At 67.6% G+C, this 23,093-nt stretch carries 15 protein-coding genes; all 15 read left to right on the forward strand.

Features of this window, described 5'->3' with window-relative positions; translation table 11 throughout:
• Position 1 precedes the first annotated feature (1 nt).
• The 15 genes from eccB to IRT45_RS27900 all read left to right on the forward strand — a co-directional run bounded on the left by eccB (position 2) and on the right by IRT45_RS27900 (position 22,979).
• Complete coding sequence (gene eccB / locus IRT45_RS27830) at positions 2-1,567, forward strand: type VII secretion protein EccB (protein WP_194808815.1); 1,566 nt, start codon at positions 2-4, stop codon at positions 1,565-1,567.
• Positions 1,567-5,577, forward strand: coding sequence for a type VII secretion protein EccCa (gene eccCa / locus IRT45_RS27835; protein WP_194808816.1), 4,011 nt, complete (start codon positions 1,567-1,569; stop codon positions 5,575-5,577). The genes eccB and eccCa overlap by 1 nt, the downstream gene beginning before the upstream one ends.
• 88 nt (positions 5,578-5,665) lie before the next feature.
• Positions 5,666-5,983 (forward strand): PE domain-containing protein, encoded by a 318-nt coding sequence (locus tag IRT45_RS27840; protein ID WP_030518535.1) that lies wholly within the window; start codon positions 5,666-5,668, stop codon positions 5,981-5,983.
• 29 nt (positions 5,984-6,012) lie between these two features.
• Positions 6,013-7,443 carry a PPE domain-containing protein gene (locus IRT45_RS27845; RefSeq protein WP_194808817.1) on the forward strand — a complete coding sequence of 477 codons (1,431 nt, stop codon included), beginning with the start codon at positions 6,013-6,015 and terminating at the stop codon, positions 7,441-7,443.
• A 46-nt stretch (positions 7,444-7,489) separates the two neighbouring features.
• On the forward strand, positions 7,490-7,894 hold the full coding sequence (locus IRT45_RS27850; RefSeq protein WP_194808818.1) for a hypothetical protein: 405 nt from the start codon (positions 7,490-7,492) through the stop codon (positions 7,892-7,894).
• 45 nt (positions 7,895-7,939) lie between these two features.
• Positions 7,940-8,254 (forward strand): WXG100 family type VII secretion target, encoded by a 315-nt coding sequence (locus IRT45_RS27855; RefSeq protein ID WP_194808819.1) that lies wholly within the window; start codon positions 7,940-7,942, stop codon positions 8,252-8,254.
• Between the two features lie 3 nt (positions 8,255-8,257).
• Entirely contained in the window at positions 8,258-9,127 is an 870-nt protein-coding gene (locus IRT45_RS27860) for an ESX secretion-associated protein EspG (protein ID WP_228535288.1), read from the forward strand.
• Positions 9,128-9,158: 31 nt separating this feature from the next.
• Positions 9,159-11,003: an AAA family ATPase gene (locus tag IRT45_RS37190; protein WP_228535290.1), complete on the forward strand. Its 1,845-nt coding sequence runs from the start codon at positions 9,159-9,161 to the stop codon at positions 11,001-11,003.
• Positions 11,000-12,532, forward strand: a complete 1,533-nt coding sequence (eccD, locus tag IRT45_RS27870; RefSeq protein WP_194808820.1) for a type VII secretion integral membrane protein EccD — start codon at positions 11,000-11,002, stop codon at positions 12,530-12,532. The genes IRT45_RS37190 and eccD overlap by 4 nt, the downstream gene beginning before the upstream one ends.
• Positions 12,532-13,908, forward strand: a complete 1,377-nt coding sequence (mycP, locus tag IRT45_RS27875) for a type VII secretion-associated serine protease mycosin (protein WP_228535292.1) — start codon at positions 12,532-12,534, stop codon at positions 13,906-13,908. The genes eccD and mycP overlap by 1 nt, the downstream gene beginning before the upstream one ends.
• Positions 13,905-15,653 (forward strand): type VII secretion protein EccE, encoded by a 1,749-nt coding sequence (gene eccE, locus IRT45_RS27880; protein ID WP_309241181.1) that lies wholly within the window; start codon positions 13,905-13,907, stop codon positions 15,651-15,653. The genes mycP and eccE overlap by 4 nt, the downstream gene beginning before the upstream one ends.
• A gap of 95 nt (positions 15,654-15,748) precedes the next feature.
• Positions 15,749-16,072 carry a helix-turn-helix transcriptional regulator gene (locus IRT45_RS27885; protein WP_051757256.1) on the forward strand — a complete coding sequence of 108 codons (324 nt, stop codon included), beginning with the start codon at positions 15,749-15,751 and terminating at the stop codon, positions 16,070-16,072.
• A gap of 77 nt (positions 16,073-16,149) precedes the next feature.
• Positions 16,150-17,226 carry a discoidin domain-containing protein gene (locus tag IRT45_RS27890; protein WP_194808821.1) on the forward strand — a complete coding sequence of 359 codons (1,077 nt, stop codon included), beginning with the start codon at positions 16,150-16,152 and terminating at the stop codon, positions 17,224-17,226.
• Positions 17,223-17,942 (forward strand): hypothetical protein, encoded by a 720-nt coding sequence (locus IRT45_RS27895; protein ID WP_194808822.1) that lies wholly within the window; start codon positions 17,223-17,225, stop codon positions 17,940-17,942. The genes IRT45_RS27890 and IRT45_RS27895 overlap by 4 nt, the downstream gene beginning before the upstream one ends.
• A 120-nt stretch (positions 17,943-18,062) precedes the next feature.
• Entirely contained in the window at positions 18,063-22,979 is a 4,917-nt protein-coding gene (locus IRT45_RS27900; RefSeq protein WP_194808823.1) for an NAD-glutamate dehydrogenase, read from the forward strand.
• The last annotated feature ends 114 nt before the right edge of the window (positions 22,980-23,093 follow it).

Here is a 23,093-nt window from a genome sequence, read left to right on the forward strand (position 1 = left end):
CATGGCCCGCTTCCGGGTGGTGACCAAACACCAGATCTCGGGGTGGCGGTTCCTGTTGCGCCGGATCGAGCACGCGCTGGTCCGGCGCGATGCCTCCATGGTCGACGATCCGCAGCGGGGCCGTTCCACCGCCTTGTCCATCGGCATCGCCCTGGCCTGCGTGGTCGTTGCCGGTGCCGCGGTGATGGCGTTCTTCAAACCGGCCAAGCAGGTCGGACAGGCGAATATCGTGTCCGACAAGGATTCCGGCGCGCTGTTCGTCAAGGTCGACAACCGCCTGTATCCCACGCTGAATCTGTCTTCGGCGCGGCTGATCACCGGCATGGCGGCCAATCCGGTACCCGTCTCCCGCGACGAACTCGCGAAGTATCCGCGTGGTCCGTGGGTGGGGATTCCGGGTGCACCGGGCGTGATGAGCGATACGGGCGGCCGGGACTCCTCGTGGGCGGTGTGCGATACGGCGCGGATCGGCGCCGCCGCACCGGTCGACCAGCGAACCGGTTTGCCCACCGCCGGCGCGGGTGTGCGGACCACCGTGATCGGTGGCGAGCTGACCGTGCAACCGGAGGGTGACGGCGCGATCCGCGATCTGGGCGCCGACGAGGCGCGTCTGCTGCGCCAGGACGACGACACGTGGCTGGTCTACAACAACGGCGATCACGGCGTCGTGCGAGCGGCGATCAACCTCGCCGATTCCGCGGTCACCCTGGCTCTCGGCATCGATGCCACCGCACCGGTGATCGAGGCTTCGAGGGGATTGATCGCCGCGATTCCGGAGGTACCGCCGTTGCGTGTGCCGGAGGTGCCCGGCGCCGGCGAGCCCGCCGTGCTGAGGGGCGGTATTTCCGCGCCCGTCGGTTCGGTGGTGACGGTGTCGAATCCCGGGCGGGGCGCGTCCTACTATCTGGTCTCCCAGTCCGGGCTGGTCCAGGTCGGTTCCGTCCTGGCCGCGATGATTCGCAACTCGAATTCCCGTGGCGCCGTGGCGAGTATGACCGTCGGTCCCGACGCGGTGGCGCAGAATTTGCGTCCCGGTTCCTGGCCCGGCACCTCGACCTACCCGAGCCGGCCGGTCGCGCTGGCCGATCCGGAGAAGTTCGGCGTCACCTGCTTCCACTGGTCACGCGGAGCGACCGAGGCGAATGCCGTCACGCGCGCCCTGGTCGGACGGCAACTGCCGCTGCCGGGCGCCGAACAGAGCCAGGTCGTACCACTGGTCACCGCACCCACCTCGCACGGCGCCACCGCCGATGCCGCCTATCTACCGCGCAGTTCCGGCCGATTCGTCCAGCTGACCGGAAGCGATCCGAACTCCCCGCTGCGGGAATCGCTGTTCTGGATCTCCGACAGCGGTGTGCGGTACGGGATCAATGTCGGAACCGGTACGGGTGACCACACCGTCGCCGCCCTCGGCCTGCAGGCGCCGGTGCCCGCGCCCTGGAGCATCGTGTCCCTGTTCGCCGTCGGCCCGACCCTGTCGACCGCGGACGCCCGTATCCAGCACGACGGAATCGCACCCGACAAGGCCGCGGTCGGCCTACCGGAGAAAACCGGGGGAGGAGCCTAGTGACGACGACCCGGCGCTTCGTACGGCCCGCGCGCACGGTGAAAGGCCCCAAGGCGCCCGCGGTCACCGAGTTACGCCTGCAACCACCCACCGAACTGCCCAAACCCGTTCCGGCGTCGCGAATCCGGATGATCATGCCGGTGGTCATGATGGCCGGTATGGGCGGGATGATGGTGATGATGTTCCGCAACGGCGGATCGTTCTCACCGACCATGCTGTTCTTCCCGATGATGATGGTCGTGTCGATGTTCGGCATGATGGGCGGCGCGTTGAGCGGCAACGGCGGTGGCGGCGCGGCGGGACTGAACGAGGAACGCAAGGACTATCTGCGCTCGATCGCCGAGAACCGCAAGACCGTGCACGCCGCCGAGGCCGAACTCTACGACTATCTGCGCTACACGCACCCGGGTCCCGCCGAGCTGTCCCGCCTCGTCGGTGGCAAACGCATGTGGGAAGTGCAGGTGTCCAGCCCGCAGTTCCTGCGCGTGCGCATCGGGAGGGGGCGGATCGCGAACCAGGTGCGCGTCATCGTTCCCGAGGCGGCGCCGACCTCCGACCTGGACCCGGTCGGCGTGGTCGAGGTGACCCGTTTCGCCAAGGCGTACTCCACGGTCGGCGGCATGCCGGTGGCGATCAATCTGCTGTCGGTTCCGCAGGTCGGATTCGACGGAGACCACGAAGCCATGGCCGCGTTGGTGCGTGCGATGGTCGCCGAGATCGTCGTCCTGCACGGGCCGGATCAGATCGCCATCGCGGCGGTGCTGTCCGATCCCGATGCGCCGGAATGGAATTGGCTCAAATGGCTGCCGCATACGCAGCACCCCAACGATACGGACGCCATCGGATCCAGCCGGATGGTGTATCGGTCGGTAGGAGAATTGCGCTCCAAGGTGCTCGCCGGCCTCAACCGCGGGCCGTTCTCGGCCAACACCCAGCCGACCATGGATCGCACCCACTATCTGCTGCTCGTCGACACCGACGGGCCGACCAACGAACGAGACATCTCCGGCGTCGACGGCTGCACCTGGCTGCGGCTGGGTGTCGGGGAGCAGAATCTGCCGCGGGCGCTGAAGTTCGTCGTCGACGAGGACCGGCGCCTGCAGGAGGTCACCTCGCGAGGGTTGCGGGCGGTCGGGGTCGGCGACACCATGTCGGTCACCGCGATCACCGCATTGGCTCGCAGCATCTCGTCGTATCGGCTGTCGAGTGTGGTCGAGGCGGTCACCGCGGAACAGACCAGCGGCGGGACGTCGTGGGAGGAGATGGTCGGTGTTTCCGACCCCGGCGCGATCCGGGTGGAGCGGCAGTGGCCCCGCCGTCGTGACAGTGACCGCGGCCGGCTCAATATCCCGTTCGGCCACGATCCGACCGGCCAGGTGGTGTACCTCGACATCAAGGAATCCGCCGAAGAAGGTATGGGCCCCCACGGTATGTGCATCGGCGCCACCGGTTCCGGAAAGTCCGAATTCCTTCGCACCCTTGTTCTTTCGGCGATCGCCACGCACTCGCCGGATGTGCTGAACCTGCTGCTGGTCGACTTCAAGGGTGGTGCGACCTTCCTCGGTTTCGACCGGCTGCATCACGTCACCGCGGTTGTCACCAATATGGAGGAGGAAGCCGATCTCGTCACCCGTATGGAGGACGTCATCAGCGGTGAAATGGCCCGGCGGCAACGTATTCTGCGTGACGCCGGAAATTTCGCCAGTGTGGCGGACTACGAGCGGGCCCGCGAACAGGGCGCGCAACTGCCGCCGCTGCCGACGCTGCTGATCATCCTCGACGAATTCGCCGAACTGCTCGAACAGCATCCCAACTTCTCGAAACTGTTCGTCGCCATCGGCCGTCTGGGCCGGTCGCTGCGCATCCATCTGCTGCTGGCCTCACAGAAGGTGCCGGCCAACCGCATGGGTGAACTCGAGGCGCACCTGTCGTATCGGGTCGCGTTGCGCACCAACCAGACCAGCGACTCCCGCGACGCCATCGGCACCGCCGACGCCTATCACCTGCCGAAGAAGCCCGGCGCCGGATATCTTCGGGTCGGATCCGGCGATCTGCAGCGCTTCCAAGCCGCCTACGTCGGTGCGCCGTACACACCGCCCGCCCAAGCCGCGGCGTTGGGGACACAGCGCGCGCGCCGCCCCGGTGGGGGATACCGTCCCCCGCAGGCCTTCACCGCCGGCTACATCGCACCGAGCCGCGTCGAACCGGTGGCCCCGGCTCCGGTCGTCACCCGCCCGGAAACTCCGGAGGCCGAACCGGTCACCCTGATGGAGACGGTCCTGCAGCAGTACGCCGGCCACGGACGCCGGGCGCACGCGATGTGGTTGCCGCCGTTGGGCGTTCCGGCCACCTTGGAGGGTCTGGTGCCGGCGGTTCAGCCCGGTACGTTGCAGCTGCCGCTGGCGATCGTCGACAAACCGCGGCAGCAGCGCCAGGACGTGTGGTCGGTGGACCTGTCCGCCGGTGGTGGACATATGGCGATCGTCGGTGGGCCGCAGTCGGGTAAGTCGACCGCGTTGCAAACCCTGGTCGTCTCCGCGGCCATGACACACAGCCCGGAGCAGGTGCAGTTCTACTGCCTGGATTTCAGCGGAGGTCTGTCCAGCCTTCGCACCATCCCGCACGTCGGGTCGGTGGCGTCGGCCCGGGATGTGGACCGCGTGCGCCGCACCTTCGCGCTGGTGACGAACCTACTGGCCTACCGGCAGTCGATGTTCACCGAACTCGGGATCGACAGCATGCGCGAATTCCGCAGGCGGCGAGCCGATCCCGTCGAATCCGAGAAACTGACCGCGTACGGGGACGCGCACGGGGACGTTTTCCTCGTCATCGACGGCTGGGATATCGGATTCGCGGTCAACGGACCGTTCTACGACGAATATTCACCGGTCATCGAATCCATTGCGCTGCAGGGCCTCAACTACGGCGTCCACCTGGTCCTGAGCAGTTCGCGCTGGGCGGCGATCCGGCCGGCGATCAAGGACCTGCTGCAGACTCGGCTGGAAATGCGTCTGGGTGACCTCACCGATACCGTATTCGGCAGCCACCGCGCCATTGTCGCGTCCATTCCGCCGGACCGGCCGGGACGCTGTATTTCCAGCGAAGCGTTGCACATGTTGACGGCGCTGCCGCGTATCGACGGCGTCGGAGATCCGGAGTCCGCCGCGGCCGGGCTGGCGGCGGCGGGCGAAGAACTCAACCGGCGCTACGAGGGCCGGCGCGCACCCGAGGTCCGGCTGCTGCCGTCGAAAATCGAATTGGATCGTATTTACGAAGTTGTGCCGGAACCGACGAGTCCGGCACAGCAACTGGTGACTCCGTTCGGTGTGCGCGAATCCGATTTGGGCGTGGCGGCAGTGGATTTCGGCGTTTCCACGCACTTCATCGTGGTCGGATCACCCGGATGTGGAAAGTCCACGGTACTGGCGGATCTGATGCGTTCGATCGACCGGCGTTTCGGCCCGGATCAGGCGCGTATCCTGCTGATCGACTACCGTCGCCAGCATATGGACGTGGTTCCCGACGAACGGTTGATCGGCTATCTGACCAGCGAACGGGATCTGCAGGAAGGCCTGCCGGGATTCGCGGACAAGATTCGCAGTCGGCGGCCTCCGGACGGCGTGACCTCGCAGCAGCTCAAGGAACGCTCGTGGTGGAGCGGACCGGAGATATTCGTGGTGATCGACGATTACCACATGGTCGCGCAGCGCGGCATGCTCAATCCGCTCGACCCGCTGAAGGACATCATCGTCGACGGTCGCGACACGGGTCTGCACATCATCGTGGGACGCAATATCGCGCAAGCGGATTCGGCGATGTACGACAACATCATGGGTCAGATCAAGAACCTGAACTGCTCGGGTCTGATCATGGACGGCACCAAGCTCGACGGAATGCTCATCGGCGACGTGAAGGCAACGAAACAACCGCTCGGTCGCGGAATTCTGGTCGAGCCGCTGCATTCGCGGCGCGATCTCGTGCAAGCCGCGTGGACACCGGCCGAAGAGTGAGATCGCCGACATCTTCCCAACATTGGGGATGCCTTAGCGTTCATCCTGTACCGCTCGTCGGAGGCGGTATCGTCGTTAGGAGAGGTCGATGTATCTCAATGTCACTCCTGAGAACTTCCCGGCTATCGCCTCGCAAATCGAATTCACCGCCACAGGATTACAGGGCGCTCTCGGAGCCCACATGCCGGCCTGCCAACCGCTCCCGCCGGGCATCGATGATGTGAGCCTGATGATCCCGGAGGTGTTGAACCCTTGGGGCGAAGGCTTTTTCTCGACCACCGCGCACGGCGCCGTGCTGCAGACCCAGGCCTCGGCCGTGATGCCCGAGGTGGGCACCGCGTATTCGGGTAGCGACATCCTCGCCGGTGCCGATGTCGCCACGCACGGCCCGATATTCAACGTGTAGCCAGAGATCGGCGAGCCGAGGTTGATGTCATGGCGTTCCTTTTCGACTTCCATGCGCTGCCGCCGGAAATCAATACCTCTCGATTACTGAGCGGTCCGGGTGCGGCATCGACGTCCGCGACCTCCACCGCCTACGCGGACCTCGCGGCGCAACTGAATGCCGCGGCGGCCGATACCGAGGCGACGATGGCGACGATCTCGGGCTCGTGGCAGGGCATGTCGGCGGATAAGGCACGGGCTGCATTCCAGAAGCATGCGGCATGGCTGCAGGAACAGGCGGCAGTAGCCGGCGCCGCCGCCGCGCTCGTGGGCGAGGTGGCTGCCGCGGCGAACGGCGCGCGCGGTGCGATGACTCTGGTCAAGATCCATTTGGAGGCGAACAAGGCAGAACGCAAAGCGTTGCTCGCCAACCTGGCGGCGGCGAGTGCCATTTCCACCGCCGGTCCGGTGGGAGCCGCGGTGGGAGGTGCGATGCTGGCCGCGACCCTTCCGGCGTTGGCGGCCAACGAATTCGAGTACTTCGGCGTGATCTGGCCCGAGGCGGCCTTGGTGATGGACGGTTATGCGGGGGCCGTCGTGCCCGCGCTGGCCGCCCTCCCGAAGCCGCTCACGGCACCACCGATCGTCGGTGGTGGCGCACCGCCGCCGGATATGCAGTACAAGATGGCCCCGGACACGACGACGACGCCGCGGCCCACCGCCTATCAGCATTCGACTATCACCGACACCGGCGGTAATTCGCACTCCACCACCGGGAATCAGAACACCTCGACGGGCAACTCTCATTCGGGCGGGGGTGACCAATCCTCGGGTGGCACCCACGACCCGTCGGGCCCGGGTGACGGGCCGCAAGGGACCGATCCCACGGGCACGGGACCGGACAGCGGGTTGTCCGATCCCACCGGGGCAACCGACGCGCTGTCGCCGATGTCGGAATACGGCCAGGGCGGCGAGGGATACGGTGACGATCCGCTGGCCGGGCAGGACGGCCTGTACGGCATGTCGGCGACATCGCCCACCCTTGCCGGTCTGACCGGCGGAATCGGTAGCGCGGTGGCCTTTTCGATGATGCGCGGTGGTGTCGGCTCGATGCCGGGCGCCGCCACCGGATTCCGGATGCCCGGTAACTGGAATCCCGGGTCCTTCCGTGCCTTCGGGGCCGCGGACGGTCAGCCCACCACGACTGTGCCTCCGCGCCAGGGCCCTACGCGCGGGGCAACGGCACCCAAGGCGCAGATGCGACGCCGCAAGGACGAGGAGCGCAAATCCAAGTCGGCGGTCTTCGTACCGGGTGAGCCGATGGACGTGCCCGTGCTGGAGAAGGTTCCGCTCGTCGGAGTTATCGAATACGCCGGCGACCGTGGAGAAGACCCGGTATTGGAACCCCAACTCGCGGTCGGTGTGATCGAGCGCATCAATGACGATGCGGCGATTCCGGCCACCCCCGAACGTCCCCGGTGAACAAGACCGAGGTCGCGTGTAATTCAACACCGGAAAGGAACCACAGATGAGTTACGTCTTCAACGGCGATCCCCACGAGTTGATCCCCGCCGCTCAGAAGGGCATCGGACTGCAGGGTAACCACGAGGGATACCTCAAGGCCCTGCTCGCGGTCAAGGACGAGTTGGAGGCCGCGGTGCGGAGCCCGCAGGCCACACCGGCGATCGCCTCGTCCATGCAGAATGCGCTGGACAAGGGCAACCGGCTGGGCAACGCGTTCCAGGACATTCTCAATGTTCTCGTCGATTCGGCACACAAATTCAGTGCCGCCGACATGGACGCATACGCCGATCTCATCCGGCAGCAGGAGCAGCTGCACGGTGGTGCGCAGGCCCTCGGTACGGACATGGGCGCCGGTGCCGGCAACGTCGCGAGCAGCACCATGTCAGGAAAAGTCGATATCGGCTTCTAGGGCAACGCAGTAATTCACCTATCAATTATCCGAAAGGTTTTCGCCATGGCCGGTGGAATGCAGTACAAGTTCGGTGAAGTCGACACTCACACTCTGACGTTCGACAACATCGTCAAGAACATTCAGGAAAACAACGGTGCGCTGGATTCGCTGGCGAAGGGGCTGCAAAGCTCCTTCACGGGTGAAGCCGGTGATCAAGGTTGGGGCCCCAAGATCCACGAGCTCCTGAACAAGATCACCGACTACAACAACGCGCTCCAAGCCCTGAACGCGACCGTGAAGAAGCACTGCGCCAGCGGTGGCGCGATGCAGGACACGGACAAGCAGCAGGGTGGCCGGTTCCTGGCGCTCGAGATCTAGGCATTGCCTCTCGACGATCAGGTGGTCGACGATCCCGTCGCGGTCGAAATCAACGTCGATGCCGCCCTGCTGTTGAAAACACTGGTCGGCATCGACTCGTATCCGCCGGTGCTGGCACTGCTGCCGAACATCTACCGCATCGAGGACCGGGATCGGGTCCACGAGGTGGTGGCCGCTCAACTCGCCGACGCGGGTGTACTCCTCGACGACGGACGAGTACATCCCGTGGTCGAGCGGTGGCTGCGATGCCTGTACCGGCCGGATGTGGAGCTGGCCGCTCGCATCGTGGATACGGGGCTGGACGGGGAACCACGCGGCATGCTGCGGATGTCGCTGGTTCGTTCGGGCCCCGATCACGTGCTGGCGGTGCGTAACGACGACCATGTCGTTCTCCAGTCGGTGTTCCAGCAGGACGAGGATCTGGACATCCTTGCCGGGGCGATCGTCTCGGCACTGGGGTCGGCACTCGCGGCCTCGTTCGAACCATGGCAGGTGTCGTCCGCACAGGTCTCCGCCGTCGCAACCGAATTCGGCGAATCGGCCGAGCCGGCCGAATTGCGGCGCGCCTTCGCGGAACTCGGCGCCCCGCCGCGGACCGCGGCGGTACTCGAGCGAGCGCTGAACGAGGTGTTTCGGCGGGCGGAGGTGCTCGTGCTGGAGCACCACGACGGGGAATACCCGCGACCGGAGGTGTGTCTTTCCGTGCTGGACACCGTTTCCGGACGGCTCGTCGTGAGTCCGAGCGTGGCAATGGACGGTGAACTCCGGTCGACCTATCAACCGGGCGACGACGCGGCGATCCGGTCGGGGATCACCGCGCTGATCAACCTGTTACCCAGCCGGAGTTGGTTCGAAACCAGCCGAATCAGCTGAATTCGCAGCGGGTTTCGAGAAGGATGAGGATATGAACCGAGCACCGGATACGAACGGGCATACGGCCGAGTCCGTGCGGGCTCGGGGTGGTTACGACGCCTATTTCACGCCGATCCCCGAATCGGCGGAGCGGGCCGGAGCCGCCGGAATGACGAACGACGATATGCCGCGGTCGGCCTCGAGGCCGGATGCGGCGCCCACCTCCGCCGGATCGGCGGCGGCCGCCGCGCAACCGAATCCACCGGCGGCCGGCGGACCCCAGCCGGCTACCGGGCCGACGGGCACGCCCGCGCCCGGCGGCGTGGCGGTACCGCCCGCGGGAGCCGCGTTCGCGCGGGAGAGCTACGGCGGTTTCGGCGATCTGCGTGCGAGTGGTGAGCGGAATCCGGCGCCCGGCGGATCGAGCGATATCGGCGCGCCCAGGCCCGACAGCGGCACGACGAACACGACGGTGGGACAACAGAACACAACGTCCGGACCCGTCGCGAACCCGGCGCAGGCCGGGGCGGCCCAGGCGACGACCGCCGCGCCGCAGGGATCGACCACCGCCCCGCGCACGCCCACCGCCGCATCGCAGACTGCCGCCGCGCCGCAGACTGCCGCGCCGCAGACTGCTGCGGTGTCGCAGACAGGCGCACCGGCGACATCCACATCCGCGCCGTCACCGGCGTCCGCGTCCACCACCGGTGCCACGAACGCCGGCACCCCCGCGACTTACGCGGCGGTGCAGCCGGATTCACCGTCCGCCACCGGACAGGGCGCTACGACGGCATGGACCGCGAGCGCCGAGCAAACATCGTGGACGCCGCAGCCGGCAACCTCCGAGAGTCGTCCCGCGGCCTGGCAGCAACCGCAAGCGAGTGGATCCCAGCTTCCGGACCGGCTGAGCCAGGCCGAGGCCGCCGCCCGGGTCGAGGTGCTGCCGGCGACCCTGACCTCGATGGATCTGCTGGCCGATATCACCGCTGCCCGCCGGGCGCAGCTCAAGTCCACCAGCGGCATGCGGGGTGCGCTGAACAAGGTCGGTTTCAATCTGGGACTGTCGCCGGCCGAACAGCGCACCGAGGAGCGGCGCGCCCGGATCCGCCGGCAGTTGAACGCGCCCTATCAGATCGCGGTGATCAGTGTGAAGGGCGGCGTCGGCCGCACCACGATCGCGGCGACCCTCGGATCCACGTTCGCCGGGCTGCGGCCCGACCGCGTGGTCGCTGTGGATGCCAACCCCGACTTCGGTGATCTGCCCTCGCGTACCGCGCCGCATCCCTACGGGCTGACCCTGCGTGATATGGCGCAGGCCGCCAATCTCGACGCGTTCTCGGCGGTGCATTCGTTCACGTCCATCAACAACGCCGATCTGGCGGTGCTGGCCTCGCCGTGGAGTACCGAGTCGATCGAGGCGCTGTCCGGCCGGGAATTCGCTGTCGCCGTGGAGACGCTGCGGCGGCACTACAACCTACTGGTCGTCGATTGCGGCACCGGCGTGCTCGATTCGATCACCCAGATGGTGCTGAAGACCAGTGATGCCATCGTGGTCGTCACACCCCCGACCGTCGGTGGCGTGAAGGGTGCCGTCGCGACCTTGAACTGGCTGAATTCCCATGGGCTGCAACATCTCATCGCCGGTTCGGTGGTGGCGATCGTGCATCAGCAACCGGTCAAGCCGACCGTCGAGGTCGAGCAGATCGAGAAGCTCTTCGCCACCGCGCAGCGCCCGACGCGGGTGGTGCCGTACGACGAGCATCTCGCCGAGGGCGGTGAGATCGATCTGCGCCTGATCGACAAGACCACCCTGCTGGCCTTCGAGGAACTCGCGGCCGGCCTCGGTGACGGATTCCCCGGCTATCCGGGAGCGACGACGAGCGGGGCCCGCCGATGAGCACGGCCGTCGCGGCGCCGGGCGCCGCCCCACGGGCGACGGCCCAACAGGCCGAGGTGGCGCGGGCACGGATCGCGGTCCTGGTCGCGACCTATCAGGTCGATGTGGTCGTTCCGACGAAGTTCGCCGTGGAGACCTTCATCGACGACCTGCTCGGGGTGCTCGACCGCGCGATCGACGACGAGACGGTGGATTTCACGCCACCGGCGGGTCAGTGGAGCCTGGCCCGGCCGGGTGAACAGCCGATTCCGCGGTGGCGCAGCCTGGCCGACCACGACGTGGTCGACGGCACGGTGCTGATGCTGTCCGTGGTGGAGTCGGCCGAGGTGTTCACCCCGGTCGTCGAGGACATCACCGACGCACTCGCGGCGATCAACGAGCGCGAATTCGCGGAGTTCGATTCCGAAACCGTTGCCACGGTCGGTTCCGCGGCGCTGGGTGTCGGCGCGGTGGTGGCGACGGTCCTGTTGTCCTGGTCGTGGACCCGCAGCGGGTCGTTGTGGTGGTGCGGTCTGCCCGCTCTGCTGCTGGGCGCCGCCTGCTGGGGTGCCGCCGTGGTCGCGGGACGAGGCAGGACGCCCGCACGCGTCGTCCTGGGATTGGAATTGTCCGCACTGCCATTGCTTTTCGCGGGCGGTGCGATGCTCGTGCCGCCGGCCTACGGACAGCCGGGTGGCTTCGCCGCAGCCAATATCGCAGCCGGCGCGGTGGTCGCCGCGGTCGCGGCGGTCACGATGTTGCGTGCGAGCGATTCCGGCACCTCGGCGCTGACCGCGGTCGCGACCCTCGGAGTGGTCCTGGCCTTCGCGGCACTGGTCCCGACCTACTTCGATGTCCCTCTCGAAAAGGTCGCGGGCGGAATCGTCTTCGCCGCTGTGGTGCTGCTGACCGCGGCACCGCGACTGGCGGTCGTCGCGGCGCGCATCCGGCCGCCGGATCTGCCGGACCCCGGCAACGAGGTGGCACCGGCCACGCTCACCGACATCTTCGACGCCGAAACCGTGCGTGACGATCAGCTCGATCAAAGCGTCGACCCGGAGCGGGACCTGCGGCCCGACATCAGGATCGAAACTCGCGCCCGGCTGGCCGTGACCAGCCTGCGCGGTCTCATCGCGGCGGTGTCTGCGCTGCTTGCGGGAGGTGTGGTGGTGGCCGCCGAGCAGGCACCCGGTGGCATCCGGGAGATCGTGCTGGGCGCCGCCGTGGCGGGCATTCTCGTCATGCGGGCGCGCTGGTATCCGGATCGGGTGCAGGCGGTTTCGCTGTGCGCGGCCTCGGCGGTGGCGACGGTGGGGGTCGCGGCGGTCACCGTCGGCGCGTACGGCACCGACTACGCGCGACTGGCTGTCGTCGGGGTGCTGGTCGTCGCCGCGGTGGCGGCCTGTGTCGCCGCCTTGCGGCTGCCCGGCCGGCGCCTGTCTCCGGTGACGCGACGAGTCATCGACCTGGTGGAGTACGCGCTCATCCTGCTGATTCCGGTGATCGCCTTCTGGATCATGGGCATATACACGGCGATGCGAGCGATCTGATGATCATGCGCAGACCGGTGAGCATGCTGCTCGCCGGATTGGTGGCGGCGCTGACGGTGGCGCCGGCGGCCGTCATCGCCCCGGCCGCGGCGGTGGATCCGCCCGAGGCGATCGTCGGGACCGCGCCGCCGGACGGGCCCCCGGGACCGGAACAACCGACCAAACAAGACAAGGGCTGCCTGGCCGCCGGCGTACTGCCGGGCAGTGACCTGGCCCAGGTCCCGCCGTCCGACCGTGCGCTGGATCTGCGGCGAGTTCGTCCGCTCAGTCGTGGCACCGGGGTCACCGTCGCGGTGATCGACACCGGTGTCGCTCCTAATCCCCGGCTGCCGAATCTGGTCGGTGGTGGCGACTATGTCGCCGCCGGGGGCGACGGGCTGTCGGATTGCGATGCGCACGGCACCCTCGTCGCCGGGATCATCGCCGCGGCTCCGGATCAGGCCGATGGATTCGCCGGGGTAGCGCCCGACGCCCACGTGATCTCCATTCGCTACCGGTCCGGTGCGTTCAGCCTGGAACGTCCGGACGCGGGCACTTCCGATGAGGAACCCGCCCGCCAGATCCGAACCCTGGCCCGGGCGATCACCCATGCCGCGAATCTGGGCGCCGGCGTGATCACCGTGGCGCTGCCGGTCTGCCTCGGTGCCAATGCGCGTATCGATCAATCGATGCTCGCGGCCGCTGTCGGCTATGCCGTGCATGTGCGCGGTGCGCTCATCGTCGCCGGGGCGGGCAACACCGGCGAGGCCGGTTGTCAGCAGAACCCCGATATCGACCCGAGCCGGCCGACCGATTCGCGCAATTGGAAAGGCGTTCAGACGATTTCGACGCCCGGATGGTATGCGCCCGATGTGCTGACGGTCGGCTTCACCACCGCCACCGGCGCGCCGATGCCCGAATCACTGTGGGGCCCTTGGGTTTCGGTGGCAGCCCCCGGAACCGGAATCGAATCGCTCGGTCCCGGCGGTGGTGGGCTCATCAATGCGGTCGGAGCCGGCGACAAGATGGTTCCGGTGGGCGGCGCGTCCTTCGCCGCGGCCTACGTCAGCGGGGTGGCGGCGCTGTTGCGCTCGCGGTTCCCGAACGAGACGCCCGGCCAGATCGCCGCGCGACTGCAGGCCGGCGCCCATGCGCCGGCCCGCGGGGTCGACAACGTCGTCGGTGCCGGGGTGATCGATCCGGCCGCGTCGCTCGGCTATTCCGAACCGCCGCAGGCGCCGGGCGGGTTGTTCCGTACCTCGGCGCTGATCGTGCCGCCGCCCGGGCGTCCGGCCGACCGGCGTCCCGGAATCACGGCACTGGTCGTCGTGGCGGTGGCGCTGTTGCTCGGGGTGGGGGCCGGTTATGCCAACTCCATCGTCCGGAGGCGTGGGTGAGTTTTCCCAGGATCGGAGCCGGCGCGCCCGAGCGCGGACCGCTGGCGGCGGTGGTGATCGTCGGAAGCGTCGCGGTGGCGGGCCTGTTGGGCCGGATGCCGTGGTGGGTCGCACCGGCGGCGGCGACGGTCGTGGCGATCACCCTCACGGTGCGTGTCGGCGAGCGAACCGCGGTGCGCTGGCTGCTCGACTGGTGTGACTATCGCTTCGGCCGGCAGGCCCGCCAGGAGCTGCTGCATCGGCGGGCACGATTACGCGACGTCGAGGTGGCTGCGGGCGTCTGCGGGGTCCGGGAGGACGGATCGTCGTATGTGGCGATGGTCCAGCTCGCGCCGAATCTGGATCTGCCGACCGTCATCGCCGAGCGGGAGCTCTATACCGAGGACACCGTCCCGGTGCAGGATCTGCTGCCGATGCTCGACCAGTTCGGGGTCCGGATCGAGATCGACATCGTCACGACCGGTCAGCGGGTGCGCCCGGCCGGCAGCTACAGCATGCTCTACGACCAGCTGATCGGCCCGCACCCGGTGGTCGGCGACCGCATGACCTGGCTGGTGCTGCGGTTGGATCCGGAGCACAACCTCGAGGCCCTCGTGCGGCGAGGGCCGGTGGCGGAGTCCGCTCCCCGGGCGCTGGCCTCGGCCGCCCATCGCATCGCCGGTCGCCTGCGGGAACGCGGGATGGCGGCGCACGCGCTGCCCGCCGAAGCGTTGGGTGATGCGATCCGCCTGCTACACGCCGGTGTGGAATTGACCGATCTGCGGGAGACGTGGCATCACCTCGAATCCTCGGTGCCGGGACGTAGTGTCACCAGTTACCTGATCGACTGGACCCGGCTCGGCGACGCAGGCCTGGACGACTGCTGGTCGTGGCACCGCGGGCGCACCACGGTGGTGGTCAGCCTGGCCGGTGGCGCGCTGGGCGCTCGCGGCCTGGTGCGTTACGTGGGCCCGGCATCCTCGGTCGCCCCGCCGGGATATCTGCGACCGCTGGGCGGGCGGCAGGCCGAGGCGTTGCGCGCGAGTCTGCCCACATCGACCTCGGTCCATCGCATTCCGCGCACCGAATCCGGAGGCGACTCGGCGACTCCCGAGCAACTGGACGCATTGACCATCGCGATCGGTCCGAGCGGTCAGATCCTCGGTTCGATCAGCGGCAGGCCCAAGCACACGCTGGCGTTGCCGCTGTTCGACCCGGTGCGATACAACCCGCGTCACCGCACGATCGATGTCTACGCCGATCTTCCGGTCGCCCAGCAGATCGTGCTGCGAGCGATGGTCGTCGGCGCGGATGTGGAAGTGCACTCGGCCCGGCCGCAGCGCTGGCAGCAACTCGTCACAGCGGTGGGCGATCCGGATTCGCTACGGCTGGCGCCCGACGCCTCCGACGCCGAGCAGGCCCCGGCGGCTGCCGCACAGGCGACCATCGCGGTCTTCGACCAGATACCTCCGCGCGCCTCGGCCGCGCATACGACGGTGACCATCAGCGAACCCGGCGCACCCCGTCGGCGGTCTGCCGATCTGGCGATCGACCAGGTCAGCGAGACCGCCATCGACGTCAGCATTCCGATGCGGACGGTGCGCGTGGATCTGATCGAGCCGCGAGGTGAAACCAGATATCTGGACTCCATGGGCAATCCACCGGCAGCCGGACCTCCGGCGATCACGGTGGCAGGTGGCGGATCGATGCCGCCGGCAGGTCCGGCTCATGTGGTCGACGCCGAATCGGACGAGGTGAGACGGTAGTGTTGATCAACGTGGTAGCGGACTCCGCAGCGGACGGCAGGCAATCTTCTGATCGAGACCCACAGAGCAGACACCAGAATGGAGGCGAGTTCGGGGTGCTCGATCCCGAGCGTCGTGAGTCCGGCGCCGATGAGCAACTGACACCGCGGCAAGCGGCGGCGGCGATCTTCTCGGCCAGATTGTCGGAGCTGATCGCCGAATCGGTGGTATCCACCGAGGACGGCTCGACCCGTTCGCTGACGTTGTATTCGCTGGCCCAGCATCTCGAGCTGGCCTATCCGGATGTTCCGGTGTCGCAGTCGGGTCTGTACCGGCTGGTGCACGGCGAAGCGATTCCCCGGCTCGATCTGATCATCGCCCTGGCCCGTGTCTTCGATGTGCCGCCGGAGTATTTCGTGGCGGCCGAATCCGGCCGCTGATTCCGCCGGACCGAACTTCTCTCCAGCGGGAATAGGCTTGGCGCGGACTGTATTCCGGTCCCGATACCATCGCACACATGTCCGACAAGGACCCCGCAGACGTCTTCGTGCGCCATCGTGGCGCGGTCCTGGACGCGTTGCTGTCGGAGCCGGGTTTGTCCACCGCCTCCGCAGCCGCCGACCGCCTCGGCGTCGCTGATCCGGTGTCGGTCGGAGTGTCCGTCCCGCCGGCGGAATCCGCCCCGGACCGATCGGACCGATCGTCTCGTCCTGCGGCCAACGGCGCCGCCCGGCCGCCGAGCGGACCCAAGGCCAGCGACCGGATCATGGCGCTGCTGAACGGCGAATCCCTGGACGGACCGTCGGGCCTGGAATTCACCTCCGATTTCGCCGATCGGGCCGGCGCCCGGCTCGATCGGACAGGCGCGGCCGAAGCGAAACCCGTTGCGGGCGAACCGGAGAAGCCGGCACAGCCGGAGAAGGCGGAGAAGGCGGCCCCGGCGGGCGCCGCCGCGCCGGCGCAGCAGCTGCTCGCTATGGTGCGCAAGCCGAAGGTGGCGATCGCGCTGGCCGGTGTGCTGGCGATCATCGTCGTGCTGGCGCTGGTCACCACCGGCGGTAAGAAGGACGGCGGAGACCAGGTCAAGGTCGTGACGGCGGCCGCGGCGGCACCGCCTAGCGCCGCACCCAAACCGTCCGAATCGCTGACCGCCGGCACGGCGATCCAGGTGAAGGCGGCCGAATCCCATTGTCCCACCGGCAGTACGCCCGGTATGGACGCTTTCTCGGGTCAGGCGGACAAGGCGTGGTCGTGTGTGCGCGCCTATCGGGTGGACGGTCAGGTACTGACCATCGATCTGGGCAAGACCTATCGGATCGACTCCATCGGTATCGTGCCCGGCTGGGACAGCATAGGCTCCGACGGCGCCGACCAGTGGGCCAAGTTCCGGACCGTGAGCCGCGTGTCCTATCGGTTCAACGATCCGGGCGTGACCACCTACACCCAGCAGACGATGGATCAGCGGAGCCTCGTGGTAACCACGATCAGTCCACCGGTCACCGCGTCGAAGATCACGCTGACGATCCTGGAATCGAAGGGTGACGCCTCGATCAACACCACCGCCATCTCCTCGATTGTCGTCACCGGCCAATGAATTCGACGCATCAGACCTGTGAGTACTGCTCGCATCGCAACAGTAGTGCGGACTCCCGCTGCGGACACTGCGGGGCGCCGCTGAAGGCGGTGGGCGATGTGCTGGGCGAACTGGGCCGGACCGCAGCGGGTATCGCACCGGTGATCATCGGTGCCGAGAAGCTCGCCAGTGGTTTGGAGAAGGCGGCGTCCGGCGGTGAACAAGCCGCCGCGGACGCGAAAAAGGAAGAAGCCAAGGTCTTTCCGGCCTGGCAGTGGAAGGCGGCGTTGGGTGGCGCGGTCGCCCTGGTGCTGCTGGCCGTACTGGTGCTGCGCTCCTGTTCGACGGTCGCGCCCGCCATCGGCGACCTGACACCGGTCGATACGCTGCCCGAACTGATGCGCGCGGTGTCGACCTGTCAGCCGGCGTCGGACGGACAGGGCGATTCCTGTGTCGTCTCCGCGGACGATCCGCTGTTGTCGGGCGGGATCACGGGTGGGCGAGCGCTGACCTTCACCGTGCGCACCGATCCACCGGATCGTATCGGTGACACGATCGGGCGCTGGCGCACCTCGGGTGCGGCGATCGTCTCCGACGGTACGGCCTTCGTGGCGATCGGCCCCGCGGTTACCGTCTGGTATGCCGACAGGCATTCGGGCCTGCATCTCGAGACGGGTAGTTTCGCGAATCGTGCAGGCGCGCAGACATTTCTGTTCCGATCCGGTTTGGTTCGCTGAGAAACCGGGTACCGGCGCGCAATCCTTGTTACACTGAATAACGTGCCGTTATTTAACGGCACGTTACAGACAGTCCGCAATACTGCGGTACCGATTCCGATCGCGGGAAGGCACGGGTCGATGGTGGCAACTACCCAGCAGACGATTTCATGGAAGCGATTCCGTGATGATCCGACCGATCTGGAGGCGGTGTACTTCCGCTGGATTCAGCCGGGAGCCGCGGCCCCGACGATCACCGACCGCGCCGAGCAGATCTTCCGGCATCATCTGGAGCTGGCCGCGGGGCGGCGCCCGGGAACCGCGGTGACCAGGCTCTATCGCGCCGGAGACGGCAGCGGTCTGGGACCGGCGCTGCAGATCGTCAACGACGACATGCCGCTGCTGGTGGATTCGCTCACCGCGGCGCTGCAGCGCCTGGGCGCCACCGTGACCGAGGTGGTGCATCCGGTCTTCGACGTCCTGCGGGATCGGCGCGGCCGGTTGCGGGCGATCGCGCCCAGCGAGGGATTCGATGTGGCGCAGGCGAATTCGGCGAGCCGATCGGAGGGCAGCGGCAACGTCGTCACCGAGTCGTGGATCCATGTGCAGCTGGGTGCCGGGGATTCCGACGCGGTGCTGGACCGGATCGAGCGGGCGCTGCCACCCCTGCTCGGCGAGATCCGCCAGGTCGCCCATGACACCGAGGCGATGACCCGCACGATGGGAACGCTGGCCGCGCGGCTGGATTCCGTACCGCAACCGCCCGCGACCGAGGCGGCCGAATGCGCGCAGTTGCTGCGCTGGCTGACCTCCGGGCACTTCACCCTGCTGGGATACGGCTACTACCGGGTTCATCCCGGCGCCGACGGCCCGGAGCCGCAACAGGTTTCGGGCACCGGACTCGGCGTCTTGCGCAGCGGTTCGGGTGTGGACGTGGGCGCTCCCGCACCCGGTTCGGAGCAGATCCTGCGGCTGTCCAACGGATCTCTGGACTCGCTGCTGCCGGGCTCGCCGGATGTGTACGTGGTCAGCGTCGCCGACTACGCTGCCGAGACCACGCCCTCGGTCGCCGGTCAGGTGGTGGGCGAACACGTTTTCGTGGGCACCTTCACCGTCAGCGGCTTCCACGAGAACATCCTCGACATTCCGGTGATCTCCCGCCGCGTCCACCAGGTCATCGAATGGGCGGGCCTGGCGCTGAATTCGTTCTCCGGCCAGGCGCTGCTGGAGATGTTGCAGACCTTCCCGCGCGTCGAACTGTTCTCCACCGATGCGCGCCGCCTCTTCGAAACCGTTTCGGCCGTCATGAATCTCGGGCTGCGGCGCCAGATCCGGCTGTTCCTGCGCCGCGATCTGGGCAGCAACGCCGTGTACTGCCTGGTGTACCTGCCGCGCGACCGCTACTCGACCGAGGTGCGGTTGCGGATGCACGAGATCCTGCGCCGCGAATTCGACGCCGAGCAGATCGCCTACTCGGCGCGTGTCACCGAATCCGAGCTCGCCGTGGTCTATTTCACGGTGCATCGCGGCGCCGACGCGGAACCGGCGGATATCACCGAATCCAACCGCGAACGCATTCAGGACCTGCTGTTCGCGACCACCCGGAGCTGGAGCGACCGGCTGGTCAGCGAGGCCGCGAGTCTCGCCGAGATCGCCGCGCCGGTCGTCCAGGACTACGCGACCGCGTTTCCGGCGACCTATCAGCAGGAATACGAGCCCGCGCGGGCGCTCGACGACCTCTGCCGGCTGCAGCGCCTGGCCGATGGGCAGATCGATACCGATCTCTACCGCACCGCCGGCGCCCCCTCGGGGGAGTGGCGCTTCACGCTGTACGTCGCCGGAACCGAGGTGTCGCTGAGCCGGGTGCTGCCACTGCTGCACAGCCTCGGCATCGAGGTCGTGGAGGAAAAGCCCTACCGGCTCGAACTGCCCGGCGACAGCACCCGATGGATCTACGACTTCGGCCTGCGGGTCGCGCCGAACACGCTGCGCGGCACCGGCGAGGGCGATCCGGAGGCCGATCTGGACCGCGCCGTGGCGCTGGAAACCCTGCCGGACACCAGTATTCGCAAACGCCTGCCGGAGGCCGTGTCGGCGATGTGGTTCGGCGACGGTGAGGTCGACGGACTCAACGAACTCGTCCTGCGCGCCGGATTGCACTGGCGTCAGATCGCGATGCTGCGGGCCTACGCGAAATATCTGCAGCAGGCGGGATTCGCCTACACCTTCGCCAATATCACCCGCGTGCTGCTGGCGCAGCCGAGCACCGCGCGCGCGTTCACCGAATTGTTCGACGCCTATTTCGATCCCGAACACCTCGGGCCGGTCGCGACCGCGCGGGCCGCGGCCATCTCGTCGCGGCTGCAGGACGAAATCGATGCCGTGGTGAGCCTCGACACCGACCGGATTCTGCGGGCGATTCTCGGGCTGATCACGGCGACCCTGCGCACCAACTACTTCCGCCGCGACGAGGACGGAAATCCGCCCGGACATCTGTCGTTCAAATTCGACCCGCACGCCATCGCCGAATTGCCCCGTCCGCGGCCGAAATTCGAGATCTTCGTGTATTCGCCGCGGGTCGAGGGTGTGCACCTGCGTTTCGGTGCGGTCGCGCGCGGTGGTCTGCGGTGGTCGGATCGCCTGGAGGATTTCCGGACCGAGATTCTGGGTCTGGTGAAGGCGCAGGCGGTGAAGAATGCGGTGATCGTGCCCGTGGGCGCCAAGGGCGGATTCGTGGTGAAACGCCCGCCGGCCGCGACCGGTGATGCGGCGGCCGACCGCCAGGCCATGCAGGCCGAGGGCATCGCCTGCTACCGCACCTTCATCTCGGGACTACTCGACCTGACCGACAATGTCGACCACGCCGGTGGTGAGGTGATCCCGCCGCAGCGGGTGGTGCGCCGCGACGGCGACGACACCTATCTGGTGGTGGCCGCCGACAAGGGCACCGCCACGTTCTCCGACATCGCGAACGAAGTCGCGCAGCAGTACGACTTCTGGTTGGGTGATGCGTTCGCGTCGGGTGGTTCGGCGGGGTATGACCACAAGGCGATGGGGATTACGGCGAAGGGTGCGTGGGAGAGTGTCAAGCGGCATTTCGCGGAGATGAATGTCGATATCCAGCGTGAGGAGTTCACGGTGGTGGGTGTCGGGGATATGTCGGGGGATGTGTTCGGTAACGGGATGTTGTTGTCGGAGCATATTCGGTTGGTGGCGGCGTTCGATCATCGGCATATTTTCATCGATCCGGATCCGGTGGCGGGGTCGTCGTTCGCGGAGCGGAAGCGGTTGTTCGGGTTGGCGCGGTCGTCGTGGGCGGATTACGACACCTCGTTGATCAGCGAGGGCGGCGGTGTGTTCGATCGCTCCGCCAAGGCCATCGCGATCACGCCGCAGATTCGCGCCGCACTCGATCTGGATCCGGGCGTGAGCACGCTCTCGCCGCCGGAAATGATCCGGGCGATCCTGCTGGCGCCGGTCGATCTGCTGTGGAACGGTGGTATCGGCACCTACATCAAGGCCAGCACCGAATCGCACGCCGACGTGGGTGACAAATCCAACGATGCCGTGCGGGTCGACGCGGATCTGTTGCGGGTCAAGGTGATCGGTGAAGGCGGCAATCTGGGCGCCACCGCGCTCGGGCGGATCGAGTTCTGCAAACACGGCGGCCGGATGAATACCGACGCCCTCGACAACTCCGCCGGCGTGGACTGCTCCGACCACGAGGTGAACATCAAAGTCCTGCTGGGAGCGGCGATTTCCGCCGGTGAGCTGGCCGAGTCGGACCGTAACGCCCTGCTTGCCGTGATGACCGACGAGGTCTCGGCACTGGTGTTGCGCGACAACATCTCCCAGAACTTCCGGATGGGCCTGTCGCGGTCGAACGCGGCCGCCATGGTAGGGGTGCACCGGCGGCTGATCGCGGAACTGGAGACCCGGCGCGGCGTGGATCGCCAGCTCGAGGCATTGCCCTCGGATGCCGAACTGGACCGGCGTGCCGCCGCCGGTGCCGGACTGACCTCACCGGAGCTCGCCAATCTGCTGGCGCACGTGAAGCTTTCGCTCAAGTCGGATCTGCTCAGCGGTGATCTGCTGGACAGCAGCGCGTTCGAGGCGCTGCTGCCCGGTTACTTCCCGACACCGCTGCGGGAACGCTTCGGCGCCGCGATCGGCCGTCACCCGCTGCGCCGGGAGATCCTGGCCACCATGGTGGTCAACGATATGGTCGACTACGGCGGCATAACCTACGCCTTCCGGCTCGCCGAGGAGGCCGGGGCCACCACCGACGACGCGGTGCGCGCCTTCACCGCGGCCGTGGAGATCTTCGATCTGCGGGCACTGTGGGAGCGCATCCGCACCACGCCGATGCCGGCGGCGGCCCGCAACGAGCTGGAGATGGAAACCAAGCGCACCCTGGATCGGGCGGCGCGCTGGCTGCTGACCAACCGGCCGCAGCCGATCGCGGTCGGCGCCGGTATCGCGCGCTACCGCGACGGAGTGCGCGCGCTGTCGGCGCGGGTGCCGGCCTGGCGGCCCGGTGCGCTCGCCGACGATCTGATGTCGCGCTCCGGCGGACCGATCGGTCACGGCGCCCCGCGGGAGTTGGCGGAGGAGGTGTTCCTGCTGATCCACCGGTTCCCGCTGCTGGACGTGCTCGATATCGCCGACATCTGCGAACGCGATGCCGACGAGGTGGCCGCGCTCTACTACGCACTGGACGCCCACTTCGACATCCAGCGGCTGCTGTCCGCGGTGGCCGGACTGGACCGTGGCGATCGCTGGCAGACGTTGGCGCGCTTGGCCGTTCGCGAGGATCTCTACGATTCGCTGCGCTCGCTGACCGCCGACGTGCTGACCACCACCGAACCGGTCGACACCCCCGAGGAGAAGATCGCCTACTGGGAATCGACCAACCGTTCTCGCCTCAGCCGTGCCCGCGCGGCACTCGGGGAGATCTTCACCTCCGAAGCCCACGACTTGGCGACCCTGTCGGTGGCCGCACGCCAGGTCCGCAGCATGGTCGGCAGCGCCGAAACGACGGCGACGGTGCCCAGCTGACCTGCCGGTGGGTTCGGGTGCGCCGCCTGGGACCGGCACACCCGAACCCACTCCGGAAACCCGCCGACGCCGCCCACTCGAAACGGTGTGGGCGGCGTCGGCATAAGCGAAACC

Origin of the sequence: Nocardia sp. BSTN01 (genome assembly GCF_015354405.1) — a bacterium.
GTDB lineage: Bacteria > Actinomycetota > Actinomycetes > Mycobacteriales > Mycobacteriaceae > Nocardia.

Coding starts and splice junctions, on each gene's coding strand:
- IRT45_RS27895 (WP_194808822.1), top strand. CDS start 17,223: ATGAATTCGACGCATCAGACCTGTGAGTACTGCTCGCATCGCAACAGT.
- mycP (WP_228535292.1), top strand. CDS start 12,532: ATGATCATGCGCAGACCGGTGAGCATGCTGCTCGCCGGATTGGTGGCG.
- IRT45_RS27850 (WP_194808818.1), top strand. CDS start 7,490: ATGAGTTACGTCTTCAACGGCGATCCCCACGAGTTGATCCCCGCCGCT.
- IRT45_RS27845 (WP_194808817.1), top strand. CDS start 6,013: ATGGCGTTCCTTTTCGACTTCCATGCGCTGCCGCCGGAAATCAATACC.
- IRT45_RS37190 (WP_228535290.1), top strand. CDS start 9,159: ATGAACCGAGCACCGGATACGAACGGGCATACGGCCGAGTCCGTGCGG.
- eccB (WP_194808815.1), top strand. CDS start 2: ATGGCCCGCTTCCGGGTGGTGACCAAACACCAGATCTCGGGGTGGCGG.
- IRT45_RS27890 (WP_194808821.1), top strand. CDS start 16,150: ATGTCCGACAAGGACCCCGCAGACGTCTTCGTGCGCCATCGTGGCGCG.
- eccD (WP_194808820.1), top strand. CDS start 11,000: ATGAGCACGGCCGTCGCGGCGCCGGGCGCCGCCCCACGGGCGACGGCC.
- IRT45_RS27840 (WP_030518535.1), top strand. CDS start 5,666: ATGTATCTCAATGTCACTCCTGAGAACTTCCCGGCTATCGCCTCGCAA.
- IRT45_RS27900 (WP_194808823.1), top strand. CDS start 18,063: ATGGTGGCAACTACCCAGCAGACGATTTCATGGAAGCGATTCCGTGAT.
- IRT45_RS27855 (WP_194808819.1), top strand. CDS start 7,940: ATGGCCGGTGGAATGCAGTACAAGTTCGGTGAAGTCGACACTCACACT.